The organism is Gimesia fumaroli, from assembly GCF_007754425.1.
Lineage (GTDB): Bacteria > Planctomycetota > Planctomycetia > Planctomycetales > Planctomycetaceae > Gimesia > Gimesia fumaroli.
In genome coordinates this window covers 7,348,103-7,365,523 of the sequence record NZ_CP037452.1, presented here as the reverse complement: position 1 = coordinate 7,365,523, position 17,421 = coordinate 7,348,103, and the positions used below count along the sequence as shown (strand labels likewise).

The window sequence follows — 17,421 nt, the reverse complement described above, 5'->3', positions numbered from 1 at the left end:
AGTGATGGATCTTGAACATAAAGGAAGGAGATCATGAAACACATTGTTTTATTGGCTGCGATTCTGTTTTGCGGGACGACTGCTTTTTCAGCTGAGCCTGCGCCCGAGGAAGACTATCAGATTCTGGAAGGAAAATGGACCAGGAATGATAAGGACAGCAACGGGGCACCACTGCGAATCGAGCAGGAACTCACAGAGCAGGTTTCGAAATTTCGTGTGTATGACGCCAGCGGACAGGTAATTCATGCCCACGAGGCCAAATTTCGTTTACAACGCATGTCCGATGCGAAACTCTTTACTTACTATGATCTGAAAGTGTTAGCCGGACCGAACAAAGGCAAAATTCAGAAAGCCCCGCGCTCGTTTATTTATCGCGTGAAAAAGCACCAGTTTATTCAGGTTGAGGGGATCTTGATCGACGATAAAACCCCGCTCAGGATGACAGTCTGGTGGAAAGTGAAACCACCGGCACCGAAGCCGGAAGTGTGATTGGATAAGGTGCTACCCACCAAAGAGTTTCAAAATCCAATTCTTGTTCATAATTTGTTCTGCCGCTTCGAGATGCTTTTCAAACTTATGCTGGTCAGGGGTTCTTTCTGTTTGTGCGTTCTCCAGCATTGGATACAGATAATCTCGACAAGCCCATAGCATATGTTGCAGTTGAGGGGTGTCGGAACTTGCAAATTCCTCCAAGTTCGTAATAAGGGGATCAATTTTTGCGTGTGTGTTTTTCTTGAAGAGGTCCCATTCGCTCGCACTTGCTCCTTCTCGCTGTAGTGTGAGAAACTCCTGGTGAGTCGACTGGACGATTTTGAACTCTCTATTTCGCCCTTGAGCGGCGATTGTGAAATAAATCACAAGCATGACTAGCCCGAGGAAGATTTTGATATAGGGGATTCGTCTGGTTTTTCGAGGGACATTCTCTAGGCTCATAGAAGGATCCATACCGGTTTCCATTTTCGTACAACCGAAAATATTTGCTTCAAGTAGAATCACTTGGAGATAATCCGCTCCGCTTCACTAAGGTGTGTTTCAAACTTTTCCTGGTCGCGGTTGCTTTCGGTGCGTGCGTTTTTCAGCATCGGTTCTAAATAGTCTCGACCCGCCCACAATAAGTGTTGCAGGTGAGGGCGGTCGGAACTCGCATTCGATTCCAGACCTTCGATGATCGGGGCCAGCTCGGATTGCGTTTTGTTCTGAAAACTGGTCCACTCTGCATCACTGGCCTGTTTTTTCTGCAATGCTAAAAATTCCTGATGCACGGCTTGAAATTTTTCCAATTCCTCACGCCCACCAGGGGCAAATAAATCGCCTAGCGGGACAAAGTAAAAAATTGCCACTAATGCAATGACCGCGGCGGCGCCACCTAAAATTTTAGGCTCCATGAGAGGTCCTAAAGCCTCGAATGGGTTGGATCGCGCAACTTTGATTTTTGGTTTGGGACGGGGAGCAGCGGGAGCAGCCGTGACTGGTGAGGCTGCTGGCTGCGCAGGGATCGCGGCGGCAGGTGTGGGTGTTGCTGCAGTATTGGCTGGCTCTGTAGTGGGTTTGCTTTCTTCTGTATTCGCTGTTTCTTCCGCCGCGGCAGATTCGTCGTCGGCTGGCTTTTCTACCGGTTTGTTTAATTGCAGTGCTTCGATTTGCCAGGCTTCAAACCATTCCCCCTTGCGGCCCAATTTTAGTAAATCGGTCGGTTCTACACGTTCCTGTTCGGCCCACATTTTGATTTTGTGCGCTTCAATGGGACCATAGCCCATGCCGCCCAGCTTGCAGAACCATTTTTGTTTTGAGCGTACTTTCAGAATCGGAGGTTTGGCAGGTTCGACCGCCGCCGGTTCCTCTGCTGGTTCAGCCGGAGTCTCTTCAACGGAAGGTTCTTCAGCTGGGGCTTCCTCATTCGGTTCCGAAACCACCGCGGCTGCTGATGCGGGAATGACGTTCGCGGCTTCCTCGTCTTCGGCGTCCAACAGATCCAGGCTGCCGCCAGCGGAACTCAGGAAGACGACGGTTCGCGCGGGAACCCACTCTGGTTCTGCAGACGATTTCACTTCATCGTTTGGCGCCAACTCACCATCGAGTAGCAGTTGCATCAGGTCATCAGCCGACATCGGTCCCAGTTCCTGGTTCAGAATGCGACAAAACCACTGTATCTTCTGGTGCTTGCTTCTGACTGCTTCGAGTGTCGCAAAGCGGGGCAACTGGGATTCCAGTTCCGAAGAGAGCTTGTCTTCTTCTTCTATAATCGAGAACCCATCCAGTGAAGGCAGGTTTTCCTGAGATTCAACGCCGAACGAAGAATCGACGATTGAAAACTCGTCGAGCGAAGGCATGTCACCAGCGGAAGCACTGTCTGACTCTGAATCAAACAGCCCTCCAATATCCTCTGCCGGAAACCAGTTTCCGGTCTCGCCATTTCTGATTTCCATTTGAGGCGTTAATTTGCCTTGATGCGCCATGGCAAACAATTCTTCAAATGATATCGGCCCACAGGTCTCGTCTACTTGTTTATAGTACCAACTATCCACTGCCATTTTGATGAAACGATCTTCGTCAGATTGAATATTAAATTTGTGTTCGGTGTTCTCTGCGTAAAGACAAAATCTACGCGACTCTCTCTATTTTAGCCGTAGAGGTGGAGCACACGCAAATCTATTGTTTCTATCGAGTTTATTAAAATTTGACAAACGTCAATAAAAACAGGCTGGCTGACGCAATCAGCCAGAATCGGGAAGAAGCCTGCAGGGAGCGGGGGCACAATCATGACCAGCGTGTCATTATTTTCGCCTTATATTTCATGCAGAAAACGTACGATCAGCGGCTCTCTGAGCAAAGTGGTTCAGAATCCATCTGAATTACGACTTCACAGGCGCTGGAGTTCGCTTGAAGGTCAATAGTGCCATAAAGAAGACAAATAAAGTAAAGAAACAGCAGGTTCCCGCAAACCAGTCGCCATATTTGGTATACAGGCTGGTTCTGTTATCCAGCGGGATCGTATCGATAACGACGGCATTCATCGATTTGTTCCAGCGACCTGTCTTGGGATTGACGAACGAAGTGCGGCCTTTGTTATCGCCGTCTATGAAGACGTCTGGCTCGACGATCATGCCGTCGCCGTCAATCACTGCTGAGATGCCGGTATTCACGGCTCGAACCATGGGCGTTCGATTTTCGACACAGCGGAAGGCGGCGGTAATCAGATGCTGATCCAGTTCGCTTGAGCCATGAAACCAGCCGTCATTAGTCAGATTGACAAGACAGTCAATTGGTTTTTCTGTTGAACCAGCAGCAGACGACTGATTCACCACCGAGCGAACCAGGTGAGGGACGGTATCCTCGAAACAGATCACCGGCGAAAAGTTCCAGTCTTGAAATTCAAAATTCGCTGCTGATTTACCAGGCTCAATCCCGAACGCAGCACCATAGGGTGTGAAGTACTGTAAAAACGGAAGCGTGTCTCTTAGGGGGAGGTATTCGCCGAAGGGCACGCGGTGAATTTTATCATAGCGTGAAACTATGCCATAATCAGGGCGAACAAACACGGCCGAGTTAAAGTGGTCGACTTTCGTGTCACCCGCTGCGATCGTATCCAGACCAATGACCAGAGCCGCGTTGGCTTCCTTACTCATGTTGCTGAGCGCTTTTCGTACAGACGGTTCGTTCCATTTATCCAGAGGGACTTCTGGTGCAATCGTTTGCAGTTCCTGATTGGTTTTTCCATTCGATTCAATGAGAGGCCAGCGAAACATGGTTTCCGGCCAGATAATCAAATCAGGTTGATAGCGAACCGCTGCGCCCATCAGGATCTGATGCTTCAAGTACATCGACCGCCAGGCGTTAGGATCATGTTTTACGGAAGTCGGAAAATTGCCCTGAATCAAAGCCGTACGAGGCCCCTCCTCAAATGCAGCCTGGGAACGCCGGACATATCCATAGCCGAGAACTGCAAAAAACAGACTTAAGCAAACGGCAGTCTGAACGATTTGTTTCAAGCCGATCTGATCCAGCTGTTGTTCTTCCGGCGATTGATTTACCGGTAGCAGTTTAAAACGTTTCATGATCGAAGCCGGTAGCAGGTCGGCAAAGCAGGCAGCCAGCATCACCACCAGAAAGCTGACGCCGTAAGCGCCTGTAATATCACTGATCTGAATCAACTCAATCCAGCGATATTGCGTATGTCCGATGTAATACCAGGAAAAGCCGGTCAGCAGGTAAGCACGCATGTATTCCAGACCAACCCACATGAGCGGTGCCGCAGCGGGGAGAGGAACATGAAATCGATGGACGGCGGTTCGTGTGAGTAAAACAAACAGCGGAAAATAACAGGCGACGTAAATCGCCAGTGCGACCCAGGCAACATACATCGAGGGATCGCCGAGCCTCATCCATTGAAAAGAGGATAGAGTAAACAGGAAACCAGAACAATAAATGGCGGTATACATCAACCGCGTCTTGCGAGGAATTCTGACCAGCAGTAACAGCGGAATCAGACAAACCCATCCCAGCGGACCAAAATCGAGGGGAGTAAAACTGGCCCACATCAGCACGGCAGTGAGTCCTGACATCAACCAGGCGCCCAGTGCCGGTGCTGGCGATGTTCGCGCGGTGTTAATGATATTCTGAATGTCCTGGCCTAGCGGCTGGTCATTCGGTAACTCATTTTTCAAGGGCGCGTTTTCAGACACAGGATCCAGTTCCATCGTTGGTTGATCAGAGGAAGAATTTTCAATAGTCGTTGAAGTAAAGGTCATGATTTCCGTCCTTGGAATCCGATCTCAAATGGGAAGTTTTAAGAGAACCTGTGACGAGTGAAACATCCTGTTTCAGCTGAACTGTTCCTCTTTCTTACGTCAATTCCACGATCCTGAATGGGGGCAAACTGGGAGAATGACCTCATTTTATGTCTGATCAAGGTGGTTTTTACAGAAAACCGGGAATTGAGAGTAGATCAATTCTGGCAGAAACTGTCGCAGCTACCATAAAAAAGTATCAACTTTAAGGCCTGACTGATAAAGCTGATTTCCAGTCGGAAACAAAGCGACGCCGTTGGCTGTCACCGTGGAACGCAGATCAGCCGAACCCATTGTTTTCAAAGGAGTAACGACAGCCTCACCAGACTCCCATTCCACCTGAGCCAGATGATACGTAGGCCGATCTCCCCGAGAGTGGAAATCGGCACCCAGACGGGCCTGAATCGGGGCTGGTTTCGGCGAGGGAAAGCCCATGAATTGCCGGATTGCTGTTCGGACAAATAAATCAAAGCAAACCATGCTGCTGACAGGGTTTCCCGGTAATCCAAAAATATAACAGGGACTTTGCTCTTCCCGTTCCAGGATACCAAACCAGAGCGGTTTTCCCGGCTTCAGATTCACTTTATGAAAGACCTGTTTCACGCCGGCGGCTTCCAGCTCTGAAGGAACCAGATCTAACGTTCCCGCTGAAACACCCCCTGAAAGAAGCAGGAAATCGTTTTTTAAGCCTGCTTGAATCTTTTTGCTTAAATCCGTTCGTTCATCGCGGGCAATTCCCAATGGGACCGGTCGTGCATGCGATTGCAGAATTTGCGAATTTAACATGACTTCATTGGAATTTCGGATTTGCCCTGCGCGCGGCGTTTCTTCAGGCGGGACGAGTTCATCGCCGGTTGCCAGAATAGAAATTCGGGGGGGGCAGCGGACGGAAACGCGGGGACTGCCCGTTTCTGCGAGAGCACCGATTTCCTGTGGTCGCAGTAGTGTGCCTGCTTCAATCACAGGGGCTCCGATTTCGAGGACGGAGGCCCGGTGAAGCATATTCTTGCCAGGAGCCACGGGGGACGTTTCGATCTGAACAGTCTGCTGTTCTTCGTTGATCTGGCAGTGTTCAATCTGCACAACAGCATCGGCTCCTTCAGGTAAGGGGGCTCCCGTCATGATCTGTGAAGTCTGGCCGACCTGTAGGGAATGTGTGGGAACCGAGCCGGCGAATATTGTTTCTAAGATGTTGAGTGTTGCTTTTCCTTCAGGTAAATCGCTGCTACTGACGGCGAAACCATCCATCAGCGCTTTATCGAATGGGGGAACGTTCAAGTCACTAACCGTTCCTTCCGCCAGGACACAATGAGTGGCTTCAAACAGCGAACATTGCACAGGGGCAGCCGGTTTCACCGTATCCAGGATCAATTGAAAGGCTTCTTGAACCGTCAGCATGCTGGGGCTTTCTCTCTTTTTCGTTCAGGCAGTGGTGAGTTCTTCTGCAGGAAGTGCAAGGAAGTTTTTCAGCAGCGTCACACCCTCCAGCGTGAGAAAACTTTCCGGGTGAAACTGGACGCCATGCACAGAATGCGTTCGATGCCGGAGCCCCATTACTTCTTTGGGATGGCCAGCTTCTTCCACCCAGGCACAGACCTCAAGTTCTTCCGGGCAGGTTTCTTCTGGTACAATCAGGCTGTGATAGCGGGTCGCCTGAAAAGGAGAGCGAATATTTTGAAACACGCCCCTCCCATCATGGTGTACCAGCGATACTTTGCCGTGCATCAGCCGATTGGCACGAACAACTTTGGCTCCAAAGACCTCGGCAATGCACTGGTGACCCAGGCAAACACCCAAAATGGGAATTTTCCCGGCAAAATATTCAATAATCCCCTTAGAAAGCCCCGCTTCTCCGGGAGTACAGGGGCCCGGAGAAATGATGATTTTTTCGGGAGCACTCTGCTCTATTTCTTCGATGGACGTCTGATTATTTCGGACGACCTGAATGTCCAGGCTGGGATCGATTTCCCCAAACCTTTGCACAAGGTTATAGGTAAATGAGTCATAGTTATCGAGAACGAAAATCACGTTATACCTTACAGTTTATCTAGTTGAGTCAGAAAACAGCTTTGACTATGTACTATCATAATCAACCAAAATCGGAAAAGCGACCAGTCCCCATGTTTAACTGCGACTGCAATTCAGACTCATTCCCTGTTTTGCTTTGGGGTCGCTTTCACTAGTGAGTCATTTCAGTCCCTGAAAGAGGGATTTCAGTTTATTAAGAAGACAAGGTATTTGCTGGGCAGTTCTTAAGAATTTTGATGTTGACGCAAATTACTGAAAATTGGTATTAACCCGGTCCTGCTCCGAACCATCTCAGGAGAAGGGTGTAGTTTTGTATATACTTTCTGGTCCAGCTAGTTCTTGGATCGGGACTTAAGACATTAGGAGCTAAGGTTGGACTCCAAACCAAAATCAAATTGGTTACTGCAATCGAGTGTAACGCGCCGCCAACTTTTTTGGATGGTCGTATTTTTGCCGATCTTTTGCGCAATTTATTACCTCTCGTTCTGGCTGCGCTTCGAAGGTTCTTTCAATGTAGACGGCGTACTGGGAGAAAATGGCTTTCGTATGTTCCGCTCGACGGTACTTTGGGCCGTTGGCTTGAAAACGCTGACCTTCTGGTGGAGCGGCGTTTATAAAATCCGTAGTCGCTATATTACTGTCCTCGATTTACTCAATCTGGCGAAGGCGGTCACCTTGAGTTCAGCTGCCCTCGCGATAATCGATTACTTAATTTACACCAGAATTATGATTCCCCGTTCTGTCTTTCTGATTGACTGGGGTTCCACCATACTGGCGGTCTGTGGTGTGTGTGCTGGAATTCGCATCGTTCAGGATAGCGGACGTATCCTGCGGCAGCAGAACGACTGGAAGCCCACCTTCATCGTCGGAGCAAACGAGTCGGGAGCGGCTTTACTTCGCATCATTGAGCGAAATAAGAATTCATGCTTGAAGGTCGTCGGTTTTCTGGATGATCATCCCAATCGTCTGGGAACACGCATCAATGGAATCCCCGTTTTGGGATCCTTGGAGGAAATGTGTTCGCTGGCACAGCGGTATGCTGTTTCAGATATTTTATTGCCTGCCGATGAAATTCCAGGCAAGACCATACGTCAGCTTGTGGAAGCTGGCAATTCCGCGCAGATTCAGGTCCAGGTGCTGCCCAGTTATCAACAACTCTTGTCCGGCAAAGTTGAGATGAAACCCCGTCCGGTTTGCATTGAAGACTTGTTAGGCAGGGAGCCCGTTGAACTGGATATGCAGAATATTCGTGACTGGATGGATGACCGTGTGCTGATGGTAACCGGTAGTGCGGGAAGTATCGGCTCGGAAATCTGTCGTCAGTTGTTACAGTTTTCGCCAAAACGTTTAATCCTCGTAGATCGTTCTGAAAACAGCCAGTTTTATCTCGAACGGGAATTAGTCAAACTCGGATATCATGGGCGATTTGATGTGGTCATTGCCGATATCAACGACTCCAAACGGATCAGGGCGGTCATGAGCGAATATCAGCCTGATATTCTGTTTCATGCGGCCGCTTATAAGCACGTTCCGCTGATGGAAAGTAACCCGGGAGAAGCCGTCAAAAATATTTCGTTGGCGACAAAACGTCTCGCCGATCTGGCAGAAGAATTTGAAGTCGGCTCGTTCGTGATGATTTCTTCTGACAAAGCAGTCAATCCGACGAATGTCATGGGAGCCAACAAGCGAATCGCCGAGCTGTATGTGCAATCTCTGGCAGCACACTCCAAGTGCCATTTTGTGACTGTTCGCTTCGGAAATGTATTAGGTTCTGCAGGCAGTGTGGTCCCGATCTTTACACAGCAGATTCAAAATGGCGGCCCGGTGACGGTGACCGACGAGCGAATGCAACGGTATTTTATGACCATTCCCGAGGCATCCCAACTGGTTATTCAGGCGGGCGCCATGGGCCGTGGCGGCGAAATATTTGTACTTGATATGGGAGAACCGGTCCGGATTGTGGATCTGGCTGCCGACCTGGTGCAATTATCCGGCTTGAAGCTGGGAGAAGATATCGAAATCCAATTCACCGGCCTGCGTCCCGGCGAAAAACTCTACGAAGAGTTGCACGTGGACGGGGAAAAACATCTGCCAACGTGTCATCCCAAAATCATGGTCGCAGAGAAGGTCAGTTTCAGCGAACAGTTCATTCGCGAAGCATTCGAACGCCTGTCGGATCTGACCGAGCAACCCTCACATCAGATCCTGGAAGAAATACAGAGAATTCTCCCGGAATTTCAATCGTCTTCAACAAAACGGTCTCAGGAACACTTCAAGCGCGCTGCATAGTCAGTCGTGGCTTCAAAGGTGTGACTTGAAAGCGGAAGACGCGCTTTTGCTTCTCAACCTTTTCATTGCAGCCTGAATTTGTTACTTAATAGTAACAGGCTGAGTCGTTTTACACAGGAATTTTCATTATTCCATTGAAACGAAGGTTGATTATGAACAGTGCGCGACAGTTTCTGATCTCTTCTATGCTAATCCTGCTTCTGGTTCCATTTTCAAATGGTTGCAGTGAAAGCCCCGATTCCGAGCCAAACCAGTCTCAGACTGAAGCTGCCACAGGCAAATTGTTTGGTGTCTCATTTCAAACTCTGAACAATCCCTTTTTTGTGGATCTGGGTGAAGGTTTGAAAAAAGAGATGGAAGCCAATGGAGATCGGCTCGTCATTCTGGATGCACAGTTCAATTCCCTGAAGCAGAAAAATGATCTCTCCGATTTGATTCTGCAAGGTGCTGCCGGCATTTTTGTGAACCCGGTCAACTGGGAAGGCCTAAAAGGTTCATTGCTCGAAGCCCAGCGAAAAAACGTGCCGATTATCATCGTTGATGCGCCGGTGAAAAAGTCAGACGAAGAATTGATCGTGTGTACGGTCGCATCGGATAATGTGCTTGCTGGAAAGCTGGCAGCACAGGCGCTGGCGAAGGTGAATCCGAAAGCGAAACTGGTGGTGCTGCATCTGTCTGTGAATAAAGCGTGCATCGACCGGGTGGAAGGGTTTAAAACGGAAATGACACAATATCCCGAGATGGAAATTCTGGATGTGCAGGAAGCCAAAGGCACAACCGAGGGGGCACGTCCCGTGATGCGCGATCTCGTTGGTCGCTATCCCGATTTAGACGCAGTCTTCGCGATCAATGATCCCAATGCTTTGGGCGTGATTTCTGCTTTGGATTCGGCCAATAAACTGGACCAGGTGACGATCGTCACCGTTGATGGATCCCAGCCGGGAATCAAAGCCATTCAGGCGGGCAAGCTGCATTCTACCTCGGCCCAGTTTCCTCGTGAAATCGGTCAAATTGCTGCTCAGAAAATGCTGGCACATTTGCGCGGTGAAGAGGTCGAAAAAGATGTCAAAGTGCGCGTGGAGTTAATCACGGCTGAAAATGCGGAGCAGTTTCTGGAGGCAAATTAAGTGATGTCTGCCACCAGTAAGCCGCGACTGCGACTCCAGGGAATCACCAAACGCTTTGGTGCCGTGACTGCACTGGATGAAATCAGCTTTGATCTCAAGGCGGGTGAAATTCATACCTTGCTGGGAGAGAACGGCGCGGGCAAAAGTACGCTGATCAAAATTCTGGGCGGCATCTATCAACCCGATCAGGGAGAAATCTGGCTGGAGCAGGCTCAGATCACACTGCGAAATGTCGCCGATGCCGACCGGCAGAAAATTCGTTTGATCCATCAGGAACTTTCGCTGGCGCCCAATCTGTCTGTAGCAGAGAATATTTTTCTAGGAAGAGAACCCGTCTCGCTGGGAATTCTGCACCGTTCTCAGATGAATCGGCAGGCAGAAGAATTGATTAAACAACTCGATCTGTCCGAAATCAGTGATGTGACTGCGCTGGTTTCTGACTTGAGCACGGCTCAACAGCAACTGGTGGAAATCGCCCGCGCGTTATCTCAGGAAGCACGCATCCTGATTCTGGATGAGCCTACGTCTTCACTTTCGGAAGTCGAAGTCGATGCGTTGTTCAAAACACTGCGACGCTTACGGGAGCAGGGAGTAGGCATTATTTATATCTCTCACCGGATGGAAGAGATCACGCGACTCTCGGATCGGATCACGGTCTTACGCGATGGGAAGTCGGTTGGAACGGCAAAAACAGAAGAGGTTGACACGGGAACGCTCATCCAATGGATGGTGGGGCGTGATATCAAAGAGCATTTCCCTCGGCCCCCTTATCACCCCGGCGAAGTGGCTTTAAAAGTGTCCGAGCTCAGTAATCCTCTCGTGCATAATATCTCTTTTGAGGTCAGGTACGGAGAAGTGCTGGGATTGTCCGGACTGGTGGGCGCCGGTCGGACCGAATTGGCACGTGCCTTGTTTGGCATTGATCGTATCCAGAGTGGCACTATTCAAATTGATGGGAAACCGACACAGATTCGCAGTCCCCGCGATGCTTTGCAGCAGGGACTGGTTCTGGTGCCCGAAGATCGAAAGCGGCAAGGGCTGATCAATGAGCAGACGGTCGCGTTCAATATCACACTTCCCTGGTTGAAAGACTGGATTAAAGGGTGTGTGTTTCATTACGAGGTTCGAAACGCCATCGTCGAACGCGCGGTCAGCCGCTTCGGGGTCCGCTTGTCTGACGCCGAGCAACCTGTTCGCGATCTTTCAGGAGGGAATCAACAGAAAGTGCTTGTCGGTCGCTGGATGGAGCAGCCACCCAAGATTCTGATTCTGGATGAGCCGACACGCGGCATCGATGTCGGTGCGCGGGAAGACATGTATCGCATCATTGGTGATCTGGTCGAACAGGGAATGGCGTTGATTTTAATTTCTTCGGATCTGGATGAAGTCTTGAATATTTCACACAAAGTGGGCACGTTCCGGGAAGGACGCCTCACCGGAATTTACGAAGCGCAAAATGTCTCTGCTGAGCAGGTGATGCAGCAACTGACGGAAGGGGGAGCAAGTGAAAATCGTTAAACAAATGGTGCCTCTACTGGTCGCCATTATCATCCTGCTTCTGCTGTTTCGGGTCTGGGTTCCCACGTTTCTGTCTGCGGAAAACATGCTGAATCTGACGCAGCAGATTTCCGTTAATACGATCCTCGCGTTCGGGATGACACTGGTCATTCTGATCGGGGGCATCGATCTGTCGGTTGGTGCGATGGTGGCGCTGGTGGGCACAACGACCGTATATTGCTTATCCGCTTTGTCCGGTGATTCTCAGAATCTGTTTCTGGTTTTTGCAGCGATGTTGGCGGGACTGGGTATCGCTGCACTCTTTGGAACCTTTCATGGCATAGCCGCTTCGAAGACGGCGATGCCGCCGTTTATTATCACGCTGGCGTCGATGCTGATCGCCCGCGGCTGTGCGCTGCGGTTTAACAGTGGACTGCCGATGCCGATTGAAGAACAACAGACCTTTTTTCTGGCGATCGGCAACGGCCGGCTGTTCGACGTGATCCCGATTCCTGTGGTCATTATGTTGACGCTGTTTTTTCTGATGGCACTGCTCTTGCATCGCACCCGCTTTGGTCAGCACGTCTATGCGCTGGGGGGCAACCGTGAAGCCGCCTTGTATACCGGAATTCCCGTGGTCCGCGTCGAGATTCTGGTATACCTGCTCTGTTCGCTGATGGCAGGAGTCGCCGGGATGATCCATACCGCACAGCTCTATTCTGCCGAACCGGGATCGGGCGAGATGTTTGAGTTGACGGCGATCGCCGCTGTTGTGGTCGGCGGCACCAGCTTTACCGGCGGCCGGGGAACGATGTTCGGCACATTGATCGGAGCCGTTATTATTGGAATACTCGACAAAGGCCTGAATCAGGCTGGCGTCCATTATTCCCTGCAATACATCGTTAAAGGGGCTGTGATCCTGATCGCCGTCTATCTCGATGTGAGACGCAACCGATAGTCGTTCGGCTTGAGTAGCGATGTTGGTAATGGTTGCGTGGAGCCTGTCGATTGCGCAGGGGGGCGAGCCTGCAAAAAATCTGTCATTTTTTCGGACGAGTGAAAAGTCGTGAGCTAGACTTGCTGTGTACACATGGGCTGGATTGCCTCGGATGTACCCATTGATCTTGTTTTGTCCCCTCACTCAGAGATCGTCCAATGACTTCTAAACAACCTCGTTACGTACGACGTTATGTCGTGACCGTCATCTTATTGGTACTCGTTTCACCATTTTTGATTTATGGTGCGCACCAAAGTGTCGAAAGCATGTGCATTGCCCCGGAGAAGTGGGCACCGCCTGTCATGCAATCCCGACAGAACTATGATAAGTTCAAAGACCACTTTGAGAGTAATGACCTGCTCTTAATCAGCTGGCCTGGTTGCACCGTTGATGATCCGCGGTTGATTGAATTCGAAGCCGCCATTAATGGGCCGCGCACGACAGAATTCGGCGAGACGCACGAGTCAATATTCGATCGCATCGTCAGTGGCGCTGGTGTTGTCAATTCACTCACAGCCCCTCCCTTAAAGCTGCCGCGCGACGAAGCGCTGGAACGACTGGAGGGATCACTGGTCGGCCAAGATTTAAACGACAGTTGTGCCGTCATTATTTTAACGGATCGTGGGAATGAACTACGTAAGCAATCCATCGAACATGCCTTAACAGTTGCGGAAGAAGTCTGCCAGTTACCGCGCGAAGACTTTCGTGTGACCGGCCCTCCCGTCGATGGTGTGGCCATTGATCGCGCCAGTATTCATAGCGTGAATCTGTTTGGTGCGTTGTCGACCATCGTGGCGATTGGCCTCTGCTGGATTTGTATTCGTTCCTGGATGTTGACGGGAACAATCTTGCTGGCTGGCTTATGCGGGCAAGGGCTTGTCCTGTCGATGGTTTATTATTCCGGCACACCCCTGGATGCGGTTCTGATTATTACGCCTTCATTGGTTTTTGTGTTGACGATTTCCGCGGGCGTCCATCTGGTGAATTACTACTACGATGAATTATTTGCGTCAGGGGCTAAGACGAAAACGGAAGCAGATGCCGCAGTCCGTACTGGCTTTTCCAAAGGCTGGCAACCCTGCCTGCTGGCGGCGGTCACCACAGCCATCGGACTCGGGTCTCTGATGGTTAGCCAGATTTCGCCCATCGCGATGTTCGGACTGATTGCTTCAATCGGTCTGCTGGTGACATTAGGTATCCTGTTGCTGATTTTGCCCGGAGCAATGCAGCTCTGGCCACCAAAACAGATTTTGAAATTCAATCAGCACGATAATACGTCAGCAACTCCTCGTTATTTTACTCGCATCTCAAATTGGATGGAAAAATTAGCGATTGTTTTAGAGCGACACTCAGCAACAGTGTTCCTCTCCTCATTGGCGCTGATGGTGGTTTCGGCGTATGGTTTACTTTCAATCCGGTCATCTGTTGACGTGCCTTCGCTGTTTCCAGCAGGCAGTCAGGTATTAGATCACTACGAATTTAATGAAAACCGAATGGGGCCGCTGATTCCCGTCGAAGTGGTGATCGAATTCGATCCTGACTGCAAAAAAACATTTCTGCAACGCTTGCGGATTATCGACGACATAGAAAAAACGATCAAAAATATTGACGGCTACACGGGCACGATGTCGGCTGCTACCTTTGGTCCCAATCCTGTGGAACATAAAGGTTTTGAATCGATCTTCAGAAAAGTCGTGACCAATAAAAAGTTGAAAGAGAACCGTCAGGCAGTCTTGGATTCGGTCTACTTGTCTGAAAATGATGGCATCGAATCGTGGCGCATCAGTGCCCGGGTTCCTGCGCTGCAAAAGATCGATTACGGAGCCGCTCTGGCGAAATTGAAGACGACACTCAAGCCGGAACTCGAAAAATATAAAGCCGATGGCGTGAGTCTGACCGCCTATTACACCGGGATTATGCCTTTAATTCATACGGTTCAGCAGTTAATCCTGCAGGATCTGACCTGGAGTTTTCTGACCGCGTTTTTACTGGTGGCTGTGGTGATTGTCATCATTCAGCGCAGCCTGTGGACCGGATTGTTGAGCATGCTGCCGAATGTGTTTCCGATTGTCGTTGTCTTTGGTTTAATGGGCTGGATGGATATTCCGCTCGATATTGGCGCCGTGATGACGGCCAGTGTCGCATTGGGAATTGCCATTGATGATACGTTACATTTCCTGGCATGGTTCCGCAGAGAAAAGTCGTTGAACCGCACCAGCGAAGAAGCGATTCACTCTGCTCTGAGGCATTGTGGCCGCGCGATGATTCATACCACGTTTATCTGTGGCCTCGGGTTACTGGTGTTTGGATTCAGCGACTTTATCCCTACGCAGAGATTTGCCTGGATGATGCTGGCACTGCTGACAATGGCTTTGATCGGAGACTTACTCTTCCTGCCTGCCATGTTAATGCAACCCTTTGCAAAACACTTGCAGTTTGCGAAAAGTGGATTTTGGGGCAAGCTGAATGTGTCGCCGCCTTCACTGTCGACAAAATAAACGGGCTGGCGTAACAGGCTATTGTACGTTCAAGTTCGCATGCTGACCCATTTGCTGCAGCATCTGACGACGTTGCATAATTCGGTTCACCAGATCAATGCGTTGCTGTTCGTGCCGGGCTTCGATGCGTTGTTGTGCCTGGTAGAAGTAACGTAGTGTTGCTTTCAGGTCCTGACTGGTTTCCTGGAAAGAAGAATTGAGGTTCTGCGCCTGTTCTTCGCCTAAGCCCGCTGTCAGGATATCGTCTTCGAGTGACAGCAAAGTATGGGCGCTGCCCGGGTCTCCCTGGCGAGCACAACGTCCGGTTAATTGCCGATCGATGCGGGCTGATTCATGCAATTCGGAACAGATGACGTGCAGGCCTCCTTTTTCAGCGACCCCCTCGCCCAGCAGGATATCCGTTCCGCGGCCCGCCATATTCGTGGCGACTGTAATTCGGCCCGGCTGTCCCGCTTCTTGAATAATCGCAGCTTCATTTTTATGGTTGAGCGCGTGTAGCACTTCATGCTCCAGCCCTGCCTGTAAGAGCCGCGCAGATAACTGATTTGACAGATTCACTGAACGCGTCCCGATCAGCACCGGTCTGTCTTGTTGGTGCATTGCGGCGGTTTCCTCAATAATCGCGGCCCATTTTTCTTCTTCTGTCAGGAAAATTTGTTCGGGAAGAATTTGGCGCTTTGAAGGCCGGTTGGTTGGGATTTTGATAACGGGGGTGCCGAAGATTTTTTTCAATTCTCTGGCGGCAGACTCGGCGGTTCCTGTCATGCCGGCCATACGCGGATAGCGTGAGAATAATTCCTGAACCGTTGTTTGTGCACCCACTTTGGTGGGCGAGGTAATCTCCAGGCCTTCTTTTGCTTCGATAGCCTGATGCACGCCATTCTGCCACATCCGGCCTTCAGAGATGCGTCCTGTGAATTCATCGACGATCTCTACTTTGCCATCACGGACGACATAATCGCGACCGTTCTGGAAGTAGCGGTGCGCTTTTAAGGCCCGTTCCGAAGACTGATAGGCAGTTCCTGTATCGAGTGATCCGGGAGCATCCTTTTGTAGTAACATTTCACGTACAATACGTCGACCTGCTTCGGTCAATTCCATGCCACGCTGCGGACCATGGTCGATGTAATGTTCGTCTTCCGTTAATTTCGTGATTTGCGACGCACTCCACTGGCAGAGGTCAGTCATTTGTTCTGCTTCGGCAGCATCGGTCTGCCCAATGATCAACGGCGTACGTGCTTCGTCAATCAGGATGCTGTCGGCTTCGTCGATGATTACCATGTAAGGCTTGCGGGAATTCAGGAGTGTCTGTTCGCTCTGATTATTCTGCTGACCGAATAACTGCTGGCGACGGGAAGAGACGGACAGTTTGGATTCCGGCGCATTGAGCAGATCTTTCAGATAGTCAAAACCAAATTCACGCGCGGTGCTGTAGGTGATATCACATTCATAAGCGTCCCGCCGCTCGGCCATGGTGGAATTCGCGGTGATGGTGCCGACGGTCATTCCCAGTGAATAATAGACGGGGCTCAACCATTGAGCGTCGCGCTGGGCGAGATAGTCATTGGCAGTGGCGATATGAATTCCTTCGTCGGGCAACGCATTCAGACACAACGTCAACGCGGCCGTCAGAGTTTTGCCTTCCCCCGTCTGCATTTCTGCGATCGCCCCTTCATGCATGGCAAACGCGCCCAGGAATTGCACGGGATAAGGTGTCATACCCAGGTGTCGTTGCATTTGCTCACTCACAATCGCAAATGCTTCGGGAAGCAGGTTGGTGAGTGACTCACCACTTTGCACTCGAAAACGGAGTGAGTTCCATTCATCAAATAGCTGGGACTCAGACAGGGATGCATTTTCCTGCTGCAGGTATTGAATCTGCTTGATCATGTCCCACCATAGCGCAGGGATTTCATTTTCTCCTGTCAGGAAAAAACCGCGAAGTCGATCAGTGAGAGAGTTGATGAAGTTTGCCACGATGAGTTCTTATAATCCCGATAAGAGTTGTGGTTGATGCGATCTGGTTATTCTAGCGAACCGTTACAGCAGTTTCGATCCTTTTTATTAGTAAGCCTGACTGAAGCCTGAAACGGTGCTATTGCGTTGACTTTTCTCAACATCACCGGTAAACCAATGTTGTTTTAAGGCAACATTTTAGAGAGCAGAGACCTGATTTCAGGGGCAAAAACGGCATATCA

General features: G+C 50.2%; 12 protein-coding genes. 6 read left to right on the top strand and 6 right to left on the bottom strand.

Annotated features, from left to right (window positions below; translation table 11 throughout):
* Positions 1-33 precede the first annotated feature (33 nt).
* Positions 34-489: a hypothetical protein gene (locus Enr17x_RS27910; RefSeq protein ID WP_145313479.1), complete on the top strand. Its 456-nt coding sequence runs from the start codon at positions 34-36 to the stop codon at positions 487-489.
* Positions 490-501: 12 nt separating this feature from the next.
* On the opposite strand, the gene Enr17x_RS27905 is transcribed toward Enr17x_RS27910, so the two are convergent.
* From Enr17x_RS27905 to Enr17x_RS27885, 5 genes are all read right to left on the bottom strand, one after another.
* Entirely contained in the window at positions 502-945 is a 444-nt protein-coding gene (locus Enr17x_RS27905) for a hypothetical protein (RefSeq protein WP_145313477.1), read from the bottom strand.
* Positions 946-992: 47 nt separating this feature from the next.
* A complete protein-coding gene (locus Enr17x_RS27900; RefSeq protein WP_198000837.1) occupies positions 993-2,531 on the bottom strand; it encodes a DUF4339 domain-containing protein in 1,539 nt (512 codons plus the stop codon).
* A 321-nt stretch (positions 2,532-2,852) separates the two neighbouring features.
* Positions 2,853-4,748 carry an apolipoprotein N-acyltransferase gene (lnt, locus tag Enr17x_RS27895; RefSeq protein WP_145313473.1) on the bottom strand — a complete coding sequence of 632 codons (1,896 nt, stop codon included), beginning with the start codon at positions 4,746-4,748 and terminating at the stop codon, positions 2,853-2,855.
* A gap of 222 nt (positions 4,749-4,970) precedes the next feature.
* Positions 4,971-6,185, bottom strand: a complete 1,215-nt coding sequence (locus Enr17x_RS27890; RefSeq protein WP_145313471.1) for a molybdopterin molybdotransferase MoeA — start codon at positions 6,183-6,185, stop codon at positions 4,971-4,973.
* Positions 6,186-6,209: 24 nt separating this feature from the next.
* Entirely contained in the window at positions 6,210-6,815 is a 606-nt protein-coding gene (locus tag Enr17x_RS27885) for an anthranilate synthase component II (RefSeq protein ID WP_145313469.1), read from the bottom strand.
* A gap of 450 nt (positions 6,816-7,265) precedes the next feature.
* Between Enr17x_RS27885 and Enr17x_RS27880 the strand changes: the two genes are divergently transcribed.
* The 5 genes from Enr17x_RS27880 (at position 7,266) to Enr17x_RS27860 (ending at position 15,223) form a co-directional block, all read left to right on the top strand.
* Complete coding sequence (locus tag Enr17x_RS27880) at positions 7,266-9,104, top strand: polysaccharide biosynthesis protein (RefSeq protein WP_198000836.1); 1,839 nt, start codon at positions 7,266-7,268, stop codon at positions 9,102-9,104.
* Between the two features lie 152 nt (positions 9,105-9,256).
* On the top strand, positions 9,257-10,231 hold the full coding sequence (locus Enr17x_RS27875) for a sugar ABC transporter substrate-binding protein (protein ID WP_145313465.1): 975 nt from the start codon (positions 9,257-9,259) through the stop codon (positions 10,229-10,231).
* A gap of 3 nt (positions 10,232-10,234) precedes the next feature.
* Entirely contained in the window at positions 10,235-11,749 is a 1,515-nt protein-coding gene (locus tag Enr17x_RS27870; protein ID WP_232100883.1) for a sugar ABC transporter ATP-binding protein, read from the top strand.
* The gene (locus Enr17x_RS27865; RefSeq protein ID WP_232100882.1) at positions 11,736-12,686 is read left to right on the top strand and encodes an ABC transporter permease; all 951 of its coding nucleotides are present in this window, start codon (positions 11,736-11,738) and stop codon (positions 12,684-12,686) included. Before Enr17x_RS27870 ends, Enr17x_RS27865 begins: the two co-directional genes overlap by 14 nt.
* 197 nt (positions 12,687-12,883) lie before the next feature.
* Entirely contained in the window at positions 12,884-15,223 is a 2,340-nt protein-coding gene (locus Enr17x_RS27860; RefSeq protein ID WP_145313461.1) for an efflux RND transporter permease subunit, read from the top strand.
* An 18-nt stretch (positions 15,224-15,241) separates the two neighbouring features.
* Here Enr17x_RS27860 and Enr17x_RS27855 read toward each other — a convergent pair whose 3' ends face one another.
* Entirely contained in the window at positions 15,242-17,200 is a 1,959-nt protein-coding gene (locus Enr17x_RS27855) for a preprotein translocase subunit SecA (RefSeq protein ID WP_145313460.1), read from the bottom strand.
* Between the last annotated feature and the right edge of the window lie 221 nt (positions 17,201-17,421).

Coding starts and splice junctions, on each gene's coding strand:
- Enr17x_RS27890 (WP_145313471.1), bottom strand. CDS start 6,185: ATGCTGACGGTTCAAGAAGCCTTTCAATTGATCCTGGATACGGTGAAA.
- Enr17x_RS27900 (WP_198000837.1), bottom strand. CDS start 2,531: ATGGCAGTGGATAGTTGGTACTATAAACAAGTAGACGAGACCTGTGGG.
- Enr17x_RS27905 (WP_145313477.1), bottom strand. CDS start 945: ATGGATCCTTCTATGAGCCTAGAGAATGTCCCTCGAAAAACCAGACGA.
- Enr17x_RS27860 (WP_145313461.1), top strand. CDS start 12,884: ATGACTTCTAAACAACCTCGTTACGTACGACGTTATGTCGTGACCGTC.
- lnt (WP_145313473.1), bottom strand. CDS start 4,748: ATGACCTTTACTTCAACGACTATTGAAAATTCTTCCTCTGATCAACCA.
- Enr17x_RS27910 (WP_145313479.1), top strand. CDS start 34: ATGAAACACATTGTTTTATTGGCTGCGATTCTGTTTTGCGGGACGACT.
- Enr17x_RS27875 (WP_145313465.1), top strand. CDS start 9,257: ATGAACAGTGCGCGACAGTTTCTGATCTCTTCTATGCTAATCCTGCTT.
- Enr17x_RS27870 (WP_232100883.1), top strand. CDS start 10,235: ATGTCTGCCACCAGTAAGCCGCGACTGCGACTCCAGGGAATCACCAAA.